Source organism: Thiocapsa sp. UBA6158, assembly GCF_002423035.1.
In the GTDB taxonomy this organism is placed as follows: Bacteria; Pseudomonadota; Gammaproteobacteria; order Chromatiales; family Chromatiaceae; genus Thiocapsa.
In genome coordinates this window covers 28,284-44,505 of the sequence record NZ_DIUM01000043.1, presented here as the reverse complement: position 1 = coordinate 44,505, position 16,222 = coordinate 28,284, and the positions used below count along the sequence as shown (strand labels likewise).

The 16,222-nt window shown below is 64.8% G+C and carries 12 protein-coding genes; 2 read left to right on the top strand and 10 right to left on the bottom strand.

Annotation, left to right across the window (positions count from 1 at the left end; genetic code table 11):
- Positions 1 to 530 precede the first annotated feature (530 nt).
- The 6 genes from B4N44_RS06740 to B4N44_RS06715 all read right to left on the bottom strand — a co-directional run bounded on the left by B4N44_RS06740 (position 531) and on the right by B4N44_RS06715 (position 8,997).
- Positions 531 to 2,537 carry a sodium-translocating pyrophosphatase gene (locus B4N44_RS06740; protein WP_296698343.1) on the bottom strand — a complete coding sequence of 669 codons (2,007 nt, stop codon included), beginning with the start codon at positions 2,535 to 2,537 and terminating at the stop codon, positions 531 to 533.
- Between the two features lie 114 nt (positions 2,538 to 2,651).
- The gene (lpxD, locus tag B4N44_RS06735) at positions 2,652 to 3,773 is read right to left on the bottom strand and encodes a UDP-3-O-(3-hydroxymyristoyl)glucosamine N-acyltransferase (RefSeq protein WP_296698342.1); all 1,122 of its coding nucleotides are present in this window, start codon (positions 3,771 to 3,773) and stop codon (positions 2,652 to 2,654) included.
- Entirely contained in the window at positions 3,770 to 4,453 is a 684-nt protein-coding gene (locus tag B4N44_RS06730) for a carboxypeptidase-like regulatory domain-containing protein (protein WP_296698339.1), read from the bottom strand. Before B4N44_RS06730 ends, lpxD begins: the two co-directional genes overlap by 4 nt.
- A 311-nt stretch (positions 4,454 to 4,764) precedes the next feature.
- Positions 4,765 to 6,249 (bottom strand): RsmB/NOP family class I SAM-dependent RNA methyltransferase, encoded by a 1,485-nt coding sequence (locus B4N44_RS06725; protein WP_296698336.1) that lies wholly within the window; start codon positions 6,247 to 6,249, stop codon positions 4,765 to 4,767.
- Positions 6,250 to 6,259: 10 nt separating this feature from the next.
- Complete coding sequence (locus B4N44_RS06720; protein WP_296698334.1) at positions 6,260 to 7,741, bottom strand: RimK family protein; 1,482 nt, start codon at positions 7,739 to 7,741, stop codon at positions 6,260 to 6,262.
- Positions 7,742 to 7,932: 191 nt separating this feature from the next.
- Positions 7,933 to 8,997 carry a peptidase C39 family protein gene (locus B4N44_RS06715; protein ID WP_296698351.1) on the bottom strand — a complete coding sequence of 355 codons (1,065 nt, stop codon included), beginning with the start codon at positions 8,995 to 8,997 and terminating at the stop codon, positions 7,933 to 7,935.
- A 243-nt stretch (positions 8,998 to 9,240) separates the two neighbouring features.
- Between B4N44_RS06715 and argE the strand changes: the two genes are divergently transcribed.
- Positions 9,241 to 10,395: an acetylornithine deacetylase gene (argE, locus tag B4N44_RS06710; protein WP_296698331.1), complete on the top strand. Its 1,155-nt coding sequence runs from the start codon at positions 9,241 to 9,243 to the stop codon at positions 10,393 to 10,395.
- Positions 10,396 to 10,826: 431 nt separating this feature from the next.
- Here the strand turns inward: argE and B4N44_RS06705 are convergent, their stop codons facing one another.
- The 3 genes from B4N44_RS06705 to argH all read right to left on the bottom strand — a co-directional run bounded on the left by B4N44_RS06705 (position 10,827) and on the right by argH (position 14,037).
- The gene (locus tag B4N44_RS06705) at positions 10,827 to 11,900 is read right to left on the bottom strand and encodes a hypothetical protein (protein WP_296698328.1); all 1,074 of its coding nucleotides are present in this window, start codon (positions 11,898 to 11,900) and stop codon (positions 10,827 to 10,829) included.
- 348 nt (positions 11,901 to 12,248) lie between these two features.
- On the bottom strand, positions 12,249 to 12,632 hold the full coding sequence (locus B4N44_RS06700) for a nucleotide pyrophosphohydrolase (protein WP_296698326.1): 384 nt from the start codon (positions 12,630 to 12,632) through the stop codon (positions 12,249 to 12,251).
- Positions 12,622 to 14,037 (bottom strand): argininosuccinate lyase, encoded by a 1,416-nt coding sequence (gene argH, locus B4N44_RS06695; RefSeq protein WP_296698323.1) that lies wholly within the window; start codon positions 14,035 to 14,037, stop codon positions 12,622 to 12,624. The genes B4N44_RS06700 and argH overlap by 11 nt, the downstream gene beginning before the upstream one ends.
- 299 nt (positions 14,038 to 14,336) lie before the next feature.
- Between argH and B4N44_RS06690 the strand changes: the two genes are divergently transcribed.
- Positions 14,337 to 15,089, top strand: coding sequence for a LytR/AlgR family response regulator transcription factor (locus B4N44_RS06690; protein WP_296698321.1), 753 nt, complete (start codon positions 14,337 to 14,339; stop codon positions 15,087 to 15,089).
- Between the two features lie 43 nt (positions 15,090 to 15,132).
- Here the strand turns inward: B4N44_RS06690 and B4N44_RS06685 are convergent, their stop codons facing one another.
- Positions 15,133 to 16,008, bottom strand: a complete 876-nt coding sequence (locus B4N44_RS06685; RefSeq protein WP_296698318.1) for a CPBP family intramembrane glutamic endopeptidase — start codon at positions 16,006 to 16,008, stop codon at positions 15,133 to 15,135.
- Between the last annotated feature and the right edge of the window lie 214 nt (positions 16,009 to 16,222).

The window sequence follows — 16,222 nt, the reverse complement described above, 5'->3', positions numbered from 1 at the left end:
GTCAACTGCTCTTTTTAGGTTGAAGGCTTTCAGGACCGAGGACAGCGACAAAGCGGCCTCCAACTGAAGTAGCCAATGGAGACATGGTCCGGCATCACCACCCAGGCCAAGGAATTGACCGCGCGACTCTCGCTCAAAGCCCGCATCTCGGCGACCAAACATCGGGCACAGACAAAATCGCTGAAGTAGCGCTTCTCTCGCTCCGCCAGGACCGACGTGACGAAATAGGCCCGACCCGTTTCGCTGAAACGACCTTTTCGCAGGTCATCGTAAGGCACGGTGCGTTTGACCCGATGCGAATAAATTCGCACCTACGTTTGATCGTTAGCCGAGATTGTACACGGAACGGAAACCTATCCGTAGGTACGAATTTATTCGCACGACCCGAGCGGAGACGCACCGACGGCATCAACGCGCTGCTTTCCAGCCTGCCCATGGCACCGGCCGACGCCAGTTCGGCGGTCGCCATGAGTCCGATCAAACGAAAAAGGGGCCTCACGGCCCCTTTGCAAACACCGACCCGGACGCGATCAGCCCAGCAGCGGTGCAATCGTCAGACTGACGATGGCCATGACGTTGATGAGGATGTTCATCGAGGGGCCGGAGGTGTCCTTGAAGGGATCGCCGACGGTGTCGCCCACGACGGTGGCCGAGTGCACGGTCGAGCCCTTGCCGCCGAGGTTGCCCTTTTCGACGAACTTCTTGGCGTTGTCCCAAGCGCCGCCGGCGTTGGCCATCATGAGGGCGAGCAGAACGCCCGAGAGCAGAGCGCCGCCGAGCATGCCGCCCAAGGCCTCCGGACCGATGCCGAAGCCGACAACCGCGGGTGCGCTGACGGCGATGACGCCGGGCAGGATCATCTTCTTGATCGCCGCCGTAGTGGCGATGTCAATGCAGCGGGCGGTATCCGGCTTGGCCGTGCCTTCCAAAAGGCCCGGGATCTCATGGAACTGCCGACGGATCTCGTTGATCATCTCGAAGGCAGCATCGCCGACCGCGGTCATGGTGATCGCGGCGATCAGGAAGGGAATCGCACCGCCGATCAGCATCCCCATCAAGACATCCGGATCACCCAGACTCAAGGCGAAGTCCGGGATCAGAACATGCAGCGTCTCGATATAGGCGGCGATGATGGTCAAGGCGGCCAGTGCCGCGGCACCGATCGCGAAGCCCTTGCCGATGGCCGCCGTGGTGTTGCCAAGCTCGTCGAGCGAGTCGGTGATCTTGCGGGTCTCCGCACCCAGACCGCCCATCTCGGCAATACCGCCGGCGTTGTCGGCGACCGGACCGTAGGCGTCGATCGCCATGGTGATGCCTACCGTGGCCAGCATGCCCACCGCAGCGATACCCACACCGTAGAGACCGGCCATATGGCTGGAGACATAGATGATCAGGGCGATGGTCAGCACCGGGATGACCACCGACTGCATGCCGACGGCCAAGCCCGAGATCATGACGGTTGCCGGACCCGTCTCGCCCGACTTGGCAATGCGGCGTACCGGCGCGGCAGAGGTGTAGTACTCGGTCACCAGACCGATGATGATGCCGCCGACCGCACCGGCTAGGACCGACCACCAGATATGGTTGGAAACATCGATCATCCAGACGACCAGGAAGGAGACGGCGATAAAGAGCAGCGTGGCTCCGATGGTGCCCGTGCGAAGCGCCGTGGCCGGCTTGTTGGCCGAGACGGACTTGACGAGAAAGATACCCGCCAGCGAGCAGAGCAGACCGGCCGAGGCCAAAGCCAACGGCAGGAACATCAGCGAGGACTGCGAGCCCAATACAGCCAGGGTGGTGGCCGACATGGTCGCGGCGATCGCAATCGTGGCGATCTGCGCGCCGCAGTAAGACTCGAAGATGTCCGAACCCATACCGGCGACGTCGCCGACGTTGTCGCCGACGTTGTCGGCGATGACGCCCGGGTTGCGTGGATCGTCTTCGGGGATGCCGGCCTCGATCTTGCCGACCAGGTCAGCGCCAACGTCGGCGCTCTTGGTGAAGATACCGCCGCCGACACGATAGAAGAGCGCGACCGAGGAGGCGCCGACGCCGAAACCGTGGATGGCGTGCGATGCCTCGGGATGACCGCCGAAGAGCAGATAGAGGAAACCCAGACCCAAGAGACCCAGCGAGGCGACCAAAAGACCCATGACCGAGCCACCGTAGAAGGCGACCGTCAATGCCGCGGGTGCGCCTAACGTATGTGCAGCGGTCGTGGTGCGGACGTTGGCTTTGGTCGCCGAAAACATCCCGAGGAAACCGGCGCTTGCGGACGCCGCGGCACCGACGACGAAGGCCAGTCCGGTCTTCCAGCCCAAGAACCAGATCAGCAGCGCGAGGACCACGAAAGAGAAGATGCCCAACAGCGTGAGCTCGCGCTTCATGAACACCATGGCGCCGAGATGGATCTCGTCGGCGATCGCTTTGACCTTCTCTCCCCCTTCGGGATAGGCCAGCACCAGCTTGTAAATATAGTAGGCCGCCCATAGCCCGAAAATGCCGAGCAGCAGCGGGATCAACGCGTTGAAGGACATCGGATCTCCTCAGTTCATCGGTCGTTTTGGTGATAAAACCGTAAGGTTTATAGCAAATATCACCCGGAAAAGCGATTCGACCGTCATTAAGCTGTCACATACAAACCATTGATATCAATCGCTGCCGGCACCTGACGGGGTTACAGTGGACGGGGTGCTCGCGGATGAGTCCAGTAGTGATCGGGCGCTCAGAGAGGTGCCGTCCAATTCCGCCAGCCGGCGTTCCAAGCGATCGATTGTCTGTTGCTGGCGCTCGACCTGTTTGAGCAACGCGGGAAGGCGAATCAGGGCTGCACTTTCGCGAAGGGCTTGTTTGACCGGACGCGCAGGTGTCCCGAAGACGGCCACCCCGGCGGGAATATCCTTGACGACGCCGGCTTGGCCGCCGATGCGTGCACCGTCGCCGACGGTCACGTGATCCGAGATCGCGACCTGCCCGGCCACGACGACGCCTTGCCCGAGCTTCGAGCTGCCCGCAACGCCGGATTGGCTGACCAGGATGCTGTGCGGACCGATATCGACGTTGTGGGCGACCTGGACCAGGTTGTCGATCTTGGTGCCCCGCCCGATTCGCGTCATGCCCAGCGTGGCCCGGTCGACACAGCTGTTGCAGCCGATCTCCACGTCGTCCTCGATCACCACCTGCCCGAGCTGCGGGATCTTGCGGTGCGCCGTCCCGTCCCAGCGGAAGCCGAAACCGTCGCCGCCGATCCGAACACCCGGATGCAGGATGCAGCGATCGCCCAAAGTCGAATCGCGCAGGATGCTGACATTGGACCCGATCCGACAGTCGCTGCCGATCCGCACCCCGATGCCCAGGTAAGACCCCGGACCGATCCGCGAACCCGAGCCGACGCAGGTATCGGCATCGATGACCGCACCGGCACCGACCTCCACATCCTCCCCGAGCCGAGCCGTCGGGTGAACCGAGGCGCTCGGATGAATACCCTGGCTCGCCGCGACCGGCGCGAACCAATCCGCGATCTCGAAGAAGAGATTGCGCGGCTCGGCAACGCGCAGCAGCCGCTTGCCGAGCACCTCCGGAAAGCCCTCGCCGACCAGTACGAGCGCAGCCGCGCTGCTCGCCACGGCATCCGCTTGGCTCGCCTCCTCGGCGAAACACAGATCCTGCGAACCGGCTTGGTCGAGCGTATTGACGCCGTGGATCTCGGCGTCGTCGGGGACCGCGAGGACGAGCTGCAGCCGGTCGTAGAGGGCTTGGATGGAGAGTGTCATGGTGCGGGCCAGTAGAAGGATTGGGCCACGGCCCCGGTCGCGGGGAGCGTGACATTGAGGGTCTGCGCCTGTCCGGCATGCTCGACCGTCAGGACATAGTCGCCGGGGGCGAGATTGGCGTAGAGCCAGGGGCCGACGGTGACGGTGCTGAGCAGGGTCGGCCCGGCTGCATCCTGGATCTGCACGCGGATGTTGGACAGATAGGCCCCGGAGCCGGCGACGGCGAACAAGAGCCGCAGGTTGTACTGTGACTTCACCTGCTCCATCGCCTCGCGCTCGGAGGCACCGATTCCGCCGCTGACGTGCGGAACCCCGAGGGTCGACTGGCCGGGAAGCCGTCGCTCCCGAGTCGGCTCGGGCGGGGACACCGTCAGCGGCTCCGGCGCCGGCGCCGAGACCTGCTCGGGAGTCGGGACGGGGACGACCGGAGGGACCGCAGGGACCGGTGTCGTGCTTGGCTGCGCGACAGCAGGCGCCCCCGGCAAAATCGCCCCGCCGGGAAGCACGGTCCCCGGCGGCAACACCATGCCCTCCTCGAGCACGATCCCGCCGGGCAAGGTCCTGCCTTCCGGCGCGATCGCCCACTCGACCGTCGGTTGAGCGACGGGTGTCGGGGCCTGCACCACCTGCCCGGTCGGCTCCTGCGCGAACGCAGTCCCCGAGCCGAGCAAAGCCAACATCACCGCAACCTCGAACCTTCCATCGCATTGCCGCATCGCTCGCAACTCTCCTTAAAATTGACATCACTTCAGGCGATGTCCGAAAGTAGGGTTTCCGACTGCGCCTGCCTGGAATACTTGCGTCGATTGTAGTGGCGAACAAATGCGCCCCTACACGCCGGTCGATCCTTTCCCGAAAATCGCCTTCAGTCGCCCTACGCCTGATCGAGCCTTTCCCTGAAACGACCTTAAAACGCGTCCGCTCCAAGCCGAGCGAACGGGGCCAAGCGCAACCAACACCGAAGCATCCCATAACACCATCGGAACGCGTTTTAAGAAGCGCAGCCACTCCAGCGGCTCGGAAACAGACTCTCGATCACCCCGGAGCGATGCAGCACACCCACGCCCAGCACATGACCACGATAGTTCACGATGATCTGTCCAGTCGGCGTGGCGGCGCGTTGCTCGGGTGTCGGGTCGAAGATCTCGCGGCGCAGGTAACGATCGCGCTGCTCGGTATCCAACGAGACACCGAAGCGCGTGACATCGCGCCCGAACAGTAAAGATCCGCCTGTACTGGGCTTGGGCGGCCGGACATTGGTGCGATGAAAGAACAAACCGCTCGACTCGGCTACGGGGACCGCGGGCGGCGCATGATCGGCGGCCATCAGGTGCAACCCACGTCGGGTTTGGCGGTTGGCGCGGTAGTCGGCCCAATAGTCCCCGCCCAGGCCGTATTTGGCCTCGAGACCGGCGAGCCATTCGGCGGCATCCGTGTCGTCGAGGACGGCCGGCTCGGGCGTCGGCTCGGCGGGGCAGCCCGCGTCCTTCTCCAGGATCGCCATGAAAAAGCCGCCGGTGTCGCGATGGTGAGGCCAGATCCGCAGACAGTTCCCCAGCTCGGGCGGAAGCTCCCGGCCGTTCCAATGGGTGACGCCCGGCATCGTGATGAAACCCGGAACCGATGCGGGCAGCAGGCGCAGCATACCGGGATGCTCGGCGAGGATCTCGGCCACCACCAGCTCGTTCTCCTCCGGCGCGAAGGTACAGGTGGAATAAAGAATGCGCCCGCCCGGACGACAGCGCTGCACCGCCTTGCGCAGCAGCGCCCGCTGACGCGGCCCCAGGCGCAGCGCGCTGTCCGGATCGAGCCGGGGCAACAGGGAGGGAGTGCGCCGAAGGGTGCCCTCGCTCGAGCAGGGCGCATCGACCAGGATGCGGTCGAACTGACCGCTCGCGCTCGGCCAGTTGGCGCCGTCGCAGCAGGTGGTGGTGACGTTGACCACGCCGAGCCGGTCGAGATTGCCTTGGAGCGCCTTGATCCGCGCATGGGCGATGTCGTTCGCGACGAGGGTCCCGCGATTGCCCAATGCGAAGGCGATCTGCGCTGTCTTGCCGCCGGGTGCCGCACAGAGATCCAGCACCCGCTGACCCGGCGCCAGGTCCATCAGCATCGCCGGCAGTTGCGAGACTTCCTCCTGTGCGTGGGCAAGACCGGCGCAGTACCACCAGTTGCGGCCGGCCTTGGTCTCCTCGGGCAGTCGCAAGGCAGCGGGCAGACCAGGCATCGGTTGCGACTCCAGACCCTGCTCGGCCAGCAGATCGGCCAGCTCGGCGACCGAGATCCGTGTCGGGTTGGCCCAGATACAGGGCGGCAGCGGTCGGCCGAGCGCCGCGGCAAAGGCGTCCCAATCGTCGACCAAGGGGCGATAACGGGCCAGGTGCGAGGCGGCGATCTGCTCGGGCGTGATGAGGGCGGTCGCCTTCGAGCGCGAGAGACGCATGCTCGACGGGCGAGGGTCGGTGGATAGAGTCATCGTATTCCAGTCAGCGTTTGCCGGAGCGCCGGCGGTCGAGTCGTGCCACGAATTCACCGATCAAACGGGCGTAGAGCTCGTCGCCGAGCACCTTGTCTTCCACACCCGCGTCCAGGCTGGGGTTGTCGTTGACCTCGATCACGACCGGACCGGCCGGCGTCTCCTTGAGATCGACCCCGTAGAGCCCGTCGCCGATCAGATCGGCCGCCTTCAGCGCCGTCTTCATGACGGCGGGCGGGACGGCCTCGACCGGCAGGGTCTCGAACCCGCCCTGCTCATGACGACCGTCGCTCTCATGCTTGACGATCTGCCAATGATCGACGCTCATCAGGTACTTGCAGGCATAGAAAGGCTGGCGACCCAGGATGCCGATGCGCCAATCGAAGGGCGTGTAGAGATACTCCTGCGCCAAGATCAGATCGGACTCCTTGAAGAGCTTTCCCGCGATCCGCGTCAACCCGGCGCGATCCTCCGCCCGGAAGACCCCGCGCGAGAAGGATCCCTCCGGGATCTTGAGCACGATCGGATAACCGATCAGCTGCTCGGCCTCCATCAAATTCTCCTTGCGCAGCACCAGCGTCTTGGGCCGCGGGATGCGATGCGCTGCGAGCAGCTCGGCGAGATAGACCTTGTTGGTACAGCGCAGGATGGAGTCCGGGTCATCGATGACGACCATGCCCTCGCTGTCGGCCTTCTTGGCGAAGCGGAAGGTGTGGTGACCGATGCGCGTGGTCTCGCGGATGAAGAGAGCGTCGTACTCGGCGAGCCGGCTGTAGTCCTTGCGCTGGATCAGCTCGACGTTGACGCCGAGCGACTTGCCGGCCTTCACGAAACGTTGCAGGGCCTTGCCGTCGGAGGGCGGCAGCTCCTCGGCCGGGTCGTGCAGCACGGCGAGATCGTAGCGGTAGGACAGGCGTGCACGCGGCTGGCGCCAACGCTGCGAGAGATAGCCCTCCAGCGCCGCAAACAAAGGCCCCTCCCCGTCCGCCGTCACCGCGGCCAGCGGCAGGGCCTTGATGGCCCCGATGCGCCAGGTGCCTTGGCGGCGAAACTCTACGCGCAGGATCGGGCAGCGGAAGGTCTCGAAGATCTCGCGCGCGAGCGGTTGCAGCTCCTTCACATCGCACTGGCCGAAACAGATGGTCAGCTCGTAAGCGGTCGGGGCCAGTGCCGAGGTCTTGCGTCGCCCGAGCAGGCGCTGCACCAGCGCGTCGAGCTCTTCGGTGGCCAGGCTGTAGAGCTCGCGACTGGAGAGCTCCTGGATGGTCCGAACGCTCGGGATGACCTTGTGACCCCGCGCCTCGGCGAGCAGGGAGCAGTAGTAGCCCACCGAAAGATAGCGATAGCTGCGGCACAGGTTGATCACGCGCAGGTCGCGCTTGGAGGCCAGCTCGCCGCCCGCAAGATAGTCGCGCGCGGTCACCACGGGCAGACGCGGAAAGCCCGGCTTCCAATCGCCTTGCTGTTCCACCAACAACAAATGCTCAGCCATTTAAATCGCGCTCGTTCGTGGGGTCTATGTCACGTTGCATCTGGGTTCCGGGCTTATCCGCCAACGCGCCTCGGCAGAGGCGTGATTTAAAGAATGAAAGAAAAAATCCTAGACCGCGCCGCCTCAGGCGTTGATCGATACCTGTGAGTCCGAGTCCAGCCGCAAACCTCACCTGTCCCTCCGGACGCGGTCTAGCAGGAGACGAGGACGACGGCCTGCAACCCGACCCGACCATACCGGGCCATCCGGCTGAACTCGTCGCGGGGAATCGGCATATCGATCGAGTCCAGCGTGGTTTCTCCGTTGGCGTAGTCCACATAGGGGTCGTGGACATAGACGAAGTGCTCGTCGAAGCCGGTGATCACGACCCAGTGCGGGAATTTCTCGCGGTAGATGCGGTAGGAGCTGATCAAGACCAGGGGCACCGAGCCCGCGTCCCAGCGCTGCTGGAGATCGTCGACGCTAAGCGTGCCCTGGTGGACCGGTATACCCAAGCGCTGCGCCTCGGCCAGCATGTCCTCGTGGACGAGGCGCATGACCTCCTTCTTCTCCGGGCTGCGCACCGAGTCGACCAACGGCACGCCCGGATCGTTCACGAAGACCTCCACGGCGAAGCCGCGGGCCTGTGCGGACAGCGCCAGACCCAGGGGCCCGCAGCCCCCGTGACCCGAGGTCATGAAGATGGTGGTGGACTCGCGCCAGATCCGCAGCTCCAAGGTTCGATTGAGCTCGAGGCTCGGGCGCAGCGTCTGCATCGCCATCATCAGCGACGACGACCCGCAGGTGAAATCGAGCGTTTGCTCGTAAAAGGGCACGCGCGTGAGCTCAGGCTTCAGACCGGGAGAGAGCGTCTTCTCGTAGCGCAGCGCCTCCATGTGGTCTTCGTAGTAGTCCGAAAGCACGCCGAAGCGCCGATAACCGGCGCTCTCGAACAGCGCCTGCGAGGCGAGGTTGTCGCGCCGGATCTCCAGGCGCATGTAGGCGCGCTCCTGCTCCCAGGCCGCCTCCTCCGCCGCGTCGACGAGCGCGCGTCCGACCCCTCTGCCGCGCGCCCGGGCCGCGACCGCGATCGAATAGAGCCGCGCAACCGAGGTCGCCCGGCTGAAGAGCACCATGACGTAACCCAGCAGCGCACCTTCGACGTCCTCGGCGACCAGTGTGCGCGCCTGCGCACGGGTCAGCATGTAGCGGAACTGGCGACGGGTCAGCCGGTCACTCTGGAAGCTCGCGCCCTCAAGCCGCAGCAGCGCCCCCATATCGGCAAGCGCAGCAGGGCGGAGGCGCGGCGGCGGGTGAGCGATGTCGCTGTGCGAATGGGTGGGCACTGAACTCGGTATCGGCGCGAGGACTGGCGGGAGCCGCAAAGGCGGGATAGAGTCGGCGAAATCTACAGGTCACGCAGGAAAATGCAAGGCGTCCGAGGCCGGCGCCATCGGATCGAATCAACATCTCCTCGGGCGACCGGTCCGAGCCTCAGTCTCAATGCAGCGGAGCACGCCATGTCCAGTCAGGCCCCGGCCCTCACCACCATGCTCGAAGGCCTGATCGGCACCCTGTCGGTCAGCAGCGTCACCCCCGCCTTCGACCACAGCAACCGGGCGGTGATCGACCTGTTGGCCTCCTGGCTGGAGTCGGCCGGCTTCCGGGTCGAGATCCTGGCGCTGCCGGGACAACCTGACAAGGCCAATCTGCTGGCCACACTCGGCAGCGGCCCAGGCGGTCTTGTGCTGTCGGGACATACGGATACGGTTCCGTTCGACGCCCATCTCTGGACCTACGACCCGCTCAAACTGACCGAAGCGGACGGGCGCCTCTACGGGCTCGGCACGTCGGACATGAAGTCGTTCCTGGCGCTGGCGATCGAGGCCGCACGCGGCTTGGCCGCGACCGATCTCGCCCAGCCCCTGATGATCCTGGCGACCGCGGACGAGGAGTCAGCAATGCACGGTGCACGCGCCTTGGTCGAGGCCGGACGGCCGCTCGGGCGCTACGCGGTGATCGGGGAGCCGACCGGACTGCGGCCGGTGCGTCTGCACAAAGGCGTCATGGGCGAGTCGATTCGCTTGGTCGGTCGCAGCGGACACGCGAGCGACCCGGTCCTCGGAAACAACGCATTGGACGGCATGTACGAGGTCATGGGCGCCCTGATGGCCTGGCGCTCCGAACTCGCGCTCAGTCATCGACACCCGGACTTCAAGATCCCGCATCCGACACTCAACCTGGGCCACATCCACGGCGGCGACAACCCCAATCGGATCTGCGGCGAATGCGAGCTGCATGTCGACATGCGTCTCTTGCCCGGTCTGAGCGCGACCGACGTGCGCGCCGAGCTCAGCCGCCGGGTCGCGAGCGTCGCCGACCGACGCGGCCTGGCCTGGTTCGTCGAGCCCTTGTTCGAGTCCATCCCGCCGGCCGAGACGCCCGCCGGCTCGGCGATCGTGCGTGTCGCCGAGGGGCTGACCGGTCATACCGCCGAGGCCGTGAATTTCGGCACCGAGGCGCCCTTCCTCAATCAGCTCGGGATGGAGACCATCGTGCTCGGCCCCGGCGATATCGCGCAAGCCCACCAACCGGACGAGTATCTGGAGCTGGATCGGATCAGGCCGACGCTCGACCTGTTGCGGGCCTTGATCCAGCGTTTCTGTCTACCTTAAACCGCGCCCAGCGCGGTATGCGATGTGTTTGGATGGCATCGGCCCCGGCAGACTTGACGGCCGCTGGAGCCTGCGCGGTTCAGACCCGTGAGACAACCCCATGCGTTGGAAGACCGGCAGGCGGAGCGAGAACGTGGCGGACCGCCGCGTGCGATACCTTTTCGGCCGAGACGCTTTGATCCGGTCGGGGAGTCGAAAAAGCACAAGGCAGCGTTGGCGAGAGCACTTCCACGACGAAATCCGGACCGCCCCGCACCCCGCGACGGTCGGGTTGGCCTTCGAGCGCATTGGCCAATTGCCGGTAAACCTCGCCGACCACATCCTGATGATCGAGCGTCTGCCGTTTAAACCGCGTCCGCGCCAAGGATCGTTGATGCACAAAATGTCGATCTCACTCGAAAATACGCGTGTCGCACTGGACGCGGTTTAGGTTAGTCGTCCCACTCCTCCCCGTACTGCGCCGGTGCCTCGCCATGGCGTTCCAGAATGAGCGGTGCTGCGGGTACGGGTCCGGCCTCGGGGCGCTCGACGAGGATCCCGAATCTCCAGTCGTCATCGAAATCGAACGCGGTCAGGATCGACGAGGCCAGCGCCGCGAGGTCGGTCTCGCCACCGCAGCGGATCCGCCGCCAGCAGCGCGCCCCGAGCGATACCTTGAACTGGTGCGCTCCCGGCTGAAAGTCCGCTTCCGGGGACTGAAGATCCTGTCGCCATTCCGGGAACGCGGGGCGAACGGACCGGCTCCAGTCCTCGAAGGCCGTGATGGGATCGAACAGCCAATCAACGGACAGCGCCGCTGCGAGGGCCTCGACCTCGGTCGCGCCCGCCTGATGTCGGGCTTCCACGACCGTGCACAGCAGGGCCTGGCCCCAAGGCGTCAGGGCGATCGCATTGGGACGCCATCCTTGCCCCTCCTCCGGGGGCATGACCTGAATCTCGAACAGACCGAAGAGTTCGAGCAGGGCCAAATTGACGAAGCCGGGTCGATATTTCAGGCTGATGATCGCGTCCGGGTGCTCGATTCGCGGACAGCCCCTGGTCAGACACTGTTTGGCGAAGTCGATGACTTGAGCCGTCAGATCGCCGCTCCAACGCGTCGGCTCGCCGATCATGGCGTTATTTCCACGCCCCCACCAGGCCTTGAGCAAGGCGAAATAGCGCTCGGTGTCGTTGAGCGCAGACCAGGCACTCAGCATCGTCGGATCAAGAACCAGACGCGGCGGCTTGGCGACGGCATCGATCTGGCCCGGGCCGCTGGCACGCAACAGGAGATAGAGTCCACCGACGACAGGGTAAGACTTCTGCATGGCGCGCTTCAGCCCTAATCTCACCGGTTTGGCGAGCCGCTGGTTGATCGCCTCCAGCGAGGACGCGGCAAAGGCGTGCTTCGGCGAAAGCGCGAGTCCACGATCGCCGATCAGCTCCAGCAGGCGATCGAAATCAGCCAACAAGGTACCGGCCGCGCGCGGGTCGAAGGCGTGGCTGTCGAGCACGGAAGTGCTCATGTGAGGACCGATGTTGCGATATTGGGGACGTCCCACTCCATCTTTGGCCGACATGAGCGGGACGTCTGTTGGTCTTGTCGAACCCATGATGTCGAATCGGGGGCGCCCACCCTGAAGGCGTGAGTCATGAGCGAGCGCGCTCTTTAGATCTTCGCACGGCGCCGCGCCGGCAACGCGTTGATAATGTCGTCAAGACCTTTCATGCCCGACCTCCTCTTCGCGTCGCGCGACCCCTCGACCGTAGGCCGACCGAGGCTAGGCCCGAAGCGCTCAAGGAGTTCAGCGTACGCCAGCAACTCGTCCTGTACAGCCTCCGGCAAGGATGGACGCTCAGTCGCACATGCGTCGTTAAACAGAACCGTCCAGTCGCCCATCCTCGTCTCCATACTCGCCCGCCCGCCGCGCATCCCCGCGCACCGTCTCGGCCGGATAACGCGCCGCGTTGATGGCGATCTTCTCGTCGGCGGCGGCCAGCAGGTCGATGTCCAGCCGCTCGGCCAGGCGGACCAGGTAATTGAGGATGTCGGCCAGCTCATGGGCGACCTGCCGTTTCTTCTCGGCACTCAGCTCGGCGCTCTGTTGCTCGGTCAGCCATTGGAAGTGCTCGAGCAGCTCGCCGGCCTCGCCCGCCAAGGCCATCGCGAGATTCTTGGGCGAATGGAACTGCTCCCAGTCGCGCTCGCGGGCGAAGGCGAGTAGACGCGCGTTGAGCTGATCCAGACTATCCGGCATCGTGCGTGCCCATGTCGGCTAAGCGCGCGCGGGCCCGGACGATCGCGGCGCGCACTTGGGCGGGGGCCGTGCCGCCGAGGTGGTCGCGTGCGGCGACCGAGCCATCCAGCGTCAGCACGTCAAAGACATCGGCCTGAATCGCGTCCGAGAATCCGCGCAGCTCCACCAGCGTCAGCTCGGCAAGATCGCGACCTTCGCGCACACCCAGTCCGACCGCCTTGCCGACGATCTCGTGGGCATCGCGGAAGGGGATGCCTTTGCGCACCAAATAATCGGCGAGATCGGTCGCGGTGCTGAAACCTTGGGCGGCGGCGGTGCGCATCCGCGCGTGGCTGCAGGTCACCTCGCGCATCATCTCGGCATAGACCTTGAGCGAGCCTTTGAGATTGTCGACCGTGTCGAACAGGGGCTCCTTGTCCTCTTGGTTGTCCTTGTTGTAGGCCAGGGGCTGGGACTTCATCAGGGTCAGCAGTCCCATCAGATGTCCGAAGATGCGCCCGCTCTTGCCGCGGACCAGCTCGGGCACGTCCGGGTTCTTCTTCTGCGGCATGATGGATGAGCCGGTGCAGAAGCTGTCGGAGAGCTCGATGAAGCCGAACTGACTCGACGACCAGAGGATCAGCTCTTCGGAGAAGCGCGACAGGTGCATCATGAGGATGGCCGCGGCAGCGGTGAATTCGATCGCAAAATCACGGTCCGACACGGCATCGAGCGAATTCTCCGCCGGCCGATCAAAACCGAGCAGCTCGGCGGTGTAGGCCCGGTCGATCGGATAGGTGGTGCCGGCCAACGCGGCGGCCCCGAGCGGCATCACGTTCATGCGCCGACGACAATCGGCCAGGCGCTCGCGATCGCGATCCAGCATCTCGAACCAAGCCAGCATGTGATGGCCAAAGGTGACGGGTTGAGCGACCTGCAGATGAGTGAAGCCGGGCATGATGGTCTCGGCCTCGCGCTCGGCGAGATCCAGCAAGGCCGCTTGAAGGCGCGCAATGGCCGCACGGATCAGATCGATCTCATCGCGCAGCCAGAGCCGCACATCGGTCGCGACCTGATCGTTGCGCGAGCGCCCGGTATGCAGCTTTTTCCCGGCATCGCCGATCAGCTCGGTGAGGGCGGATTCCACGTTCATGTGGACATCTTCGAGCGGGATCGACCACTCGAAGGCACCGGCATCGATGCGCTCACGCACCGTCTCAAGCCCGGAGACGATGGCGTCGCGCTCGGCATGGCTCAGGATGCCCTGACGGGCGAGCATCGTCGCATGGGCAATCGAGCCCTGGATGTCGTAGCGATAGAGCCGTTGGTCGAAGTCGACCGAGGCGGTGAATGCCTCGACGAAGGCGTCGGTGGGCGCATTGAAGCGCCCGGCCCAGGGCTTGGCGGAAGAGCTTGGCTGGTGCATCGGCGGGATCCGAAGTGGTGCGATTCGAGGATTCTACACGCTGGCGCAGCGCTGGATGGATCGCGCGCATGGAGCCGGGACCGAGCAACCCCCCGAGCCCGAACACGACATGTCTTCATCAGCGCAATCCCGAGTAAAATGATCGTGAGCTATCTTTTAAGAGCGAGCATCCACGTCGGCGGAAGGTCCGCCTGAAGATGCCCCTCGCCGGGCTTACCGGGCGCATCCTGCAGCACTTTCTGCTTGACCGAAAACGCACCATTGTCAACCCGGTCCAGACCTGATCCATGGAAAAGGTTATGAACATCCTGGTCGTCGACGATGAAGCACAGGCACGCGAACGGCTTCGGAGACTGCTGGCCGACACCGAGGGGCGCTACACCCTGGCCGGCGAAGCGACCGACGGACTGCAGGCGATCGAGATCTGCAGGACGCAGCCGATCGACTTGGTGCTGCTGGATGTGCAGATCCCCGGCATGAACGGTCTGGATGCGGCACGCGCACTGGCCGCGCTGGATCCCGCTCCGGCGGTCGTCCTGGTGACGGCCTTCGAGCACGAGGCACTGGCTGCGCTCGGCAACCAGCTCGCGGGGTGCCTGGTGAAGCCGGTGTGCCCCGAGCGACTGTGCGAGACACTGACGCGACTGCAACATCCGACGCGGGCTCGCCGTGTCGAGCCGGCCACGCCATGCGATCGGGACCCACCTCGGGCCGCCCACCGACGCCAGATCAGCGCCCATTACCGAGGCGGTCTGCGCACCGTGCAGATCCAGGACGTCATCTACCTGCGCGCCGAGCACAAATACGTAACCGTGCGCCATGTCGATGGCGAGCTCCTGATCGACGAATCGCTGCGTGCCTTGGAGCAGGAGTTCGCGCAGCTCTTCCTGCGCATTCATCGCAACGCACTGGTCGCGCGCGATCGGGTCGTCGGTTTGGAGAAACGCTCGGACGGAGGCTCCTTCATCAAGCTGTGCGATTGTGCTGAACAGCTCACGGTCAGCCGCAGGCACCTTCCAGAGGTTCGCCGCTGGATGCGTGGAGACGACTGAGAGCAGCGGATGCGGCTGATCCGACCACCGGGACGTTCGGCTCTCAGGCCTCCTCGGACCTCTCTCGTCGTGTCCATCCCCAAAAGACAAGCGCCAGCAGGCCGATCCAAACCGCAGCCAGCCAGCCGATGATGCCGTCGTAGCTGCCGACCAGAAAGGCGGTCGGGGCCTCGGGGTTGCCGTCGGTCATCCGCCGCGTGACCCCAATCACGAAGACCCAGCCCGCGTGCAGCCCGATCCCCCAAGCGATGTGTCCGGTGCGCTCGCGTACCAGGGCCAGAAAGACCCCGACCATAAAGAGCGCCGCCATCGAGCTCAGATGCTTCCACTGGAAGACATCGATGAAGACAGAGCCGAACATCTGCCACGCGCCAGCCCAATCAAAGGGCACACCTTCGGGCAACCCACTCGGCTTCATGAAATGGACCAGCATGTAGAGCAGCGCGGTCCAGACCACGGCCGAGGCAACACCGTCGCACCGACGGATCGCCGTGTAGAGCGCGCCGCGGAAAAAGGTCTCCTCGAGCACCCCGATCAGGAGCCCGCCGATCAGGGCTTGGAGCGCCTTCTTCGCCAGATAGGGCCACAGCTCCAAGTCCGCGTCGGGCAGGCGGATCTCCAAGGCGACGAGGGCCAACGCGAGCATAAGGAGGATCGCCACCCCTTCGAACCAGCCCAGAGCGACCGCGCGTCGGAACGCGTGCCCCTGGATCCCGTAACCCAGCGAACGCCGATCCGCGAGCTGCAGGCGCTTAAGAAAGGGCCAGAGCCCGAGCAGGATAAAGACCTGCGCCAAGCGACCCATGACACGCTGCGGGTCCTCGTCCAGATAGCCGGTCGCCATGACCGGATAGGTCAAAAGGGCGGCCAGAACGAGACAAATGAGCAGGTAAGAGAAGAAGACGGCGGTGATGCGCATGGGTTGAATCGGACAAAATGGCGAGTCGGAACCCGGATGCAGGCGCGTCTCGGCGAACCCGTCGCTCGGCCTGCCCGACAAGTTGGAGACCGCATGCCCCGGACGTGGCGCGAGTTTACGCGTCCAGGCGCCGTGACGGCCAGCGTGGTCGATCGTCCTCGGTATGAATACGTCAGCCCCCGCAAAAACCTGACTGGCCTTATCGGTTTTATCT

Coding starts and splice junctions, on each gene's coding strand:
- B4N44_RS06720 (WP_296698334.1), bottom strand. CDS start 7,741: ATGGCTGAGCATTTGTTGTTGGTGGAACAGCAAGGCGATTGGAAGCCG.
- B4N44_RS06705 (WP_296698328.1), bottom strand. CDS start 11,900: ATGAGCACTTCCGTGCTCGACAGCCACGCCTTCGACCCGCGCGCGGCC.
- lpxD (WP_296698342.1), bottom strand. CDS start 3,773: ATGACACTCTCCATCCAAGCCCTCTACGACCGGCTGCAGCTCGTCCTC.
- argE (WP_296698331.1), top strand. CDS start 9,241: ATGTCCAGTCAGGCCCCGGCCCTCACCACCATGCTCGAAGGCCTGATC.
- B4N44_RS06690 (WP_296698321.1), top strand. CDS start 14,337: ATGAACATCCTGGTCGTCGACGATGAAGCACAGGCACGCGAACGGCTT.
- B4N44_RS06740 (WP_296698343.1), bottom strand. CDS start 2,537: ATGTCCTTCAACGCGTTGATCCCGCTGCTGCTCGGCATTTTCGGGCTA.
- B4N44_RS06725 (WP_296698336.1), bottom strand. CDS start 6,249: ATGACTCTATCCACCGACCCTCGCCCGTCGAGCATGCGTCTCTCGCGC.
- argH (WP_296698323.1), bottom strand. CDS start 14,037: ATGCACCAGCCAAGCTCTTCCGCCAAGCCCTGGGCCGGGCGCTTCAAT.
- B4N44_RS06715 (WP_296698351.1), bottom strand. CDS start 8,997: ATGGGGGCGCTGCTGCGGCTTGAGGGCGCGAGCTTCCAGAGTGACCGG.
- B4N44_RS06730 (WP_296698339.1), bottom strand. CDS start 4,453: ATGTTGGCTTTGCTCGGCTCGGGGACTGCGTTCGCGCAGGAGCCGACC.
- B4N44_RS06700 (WP_296698326.1), bottom strand. CDS start 12,632: ATGCCGGATAGTCTGGATCAGCTCAACGCGCGTCTACTCGCCTTCGCC.
- B4N44_RS06685 (WP_296698318.1), bottom strand. CDS start 16,008: ATGCGCATCACCGCCGTCTTCTTCTCTTACCTGCTCATTTGTCTCGTT.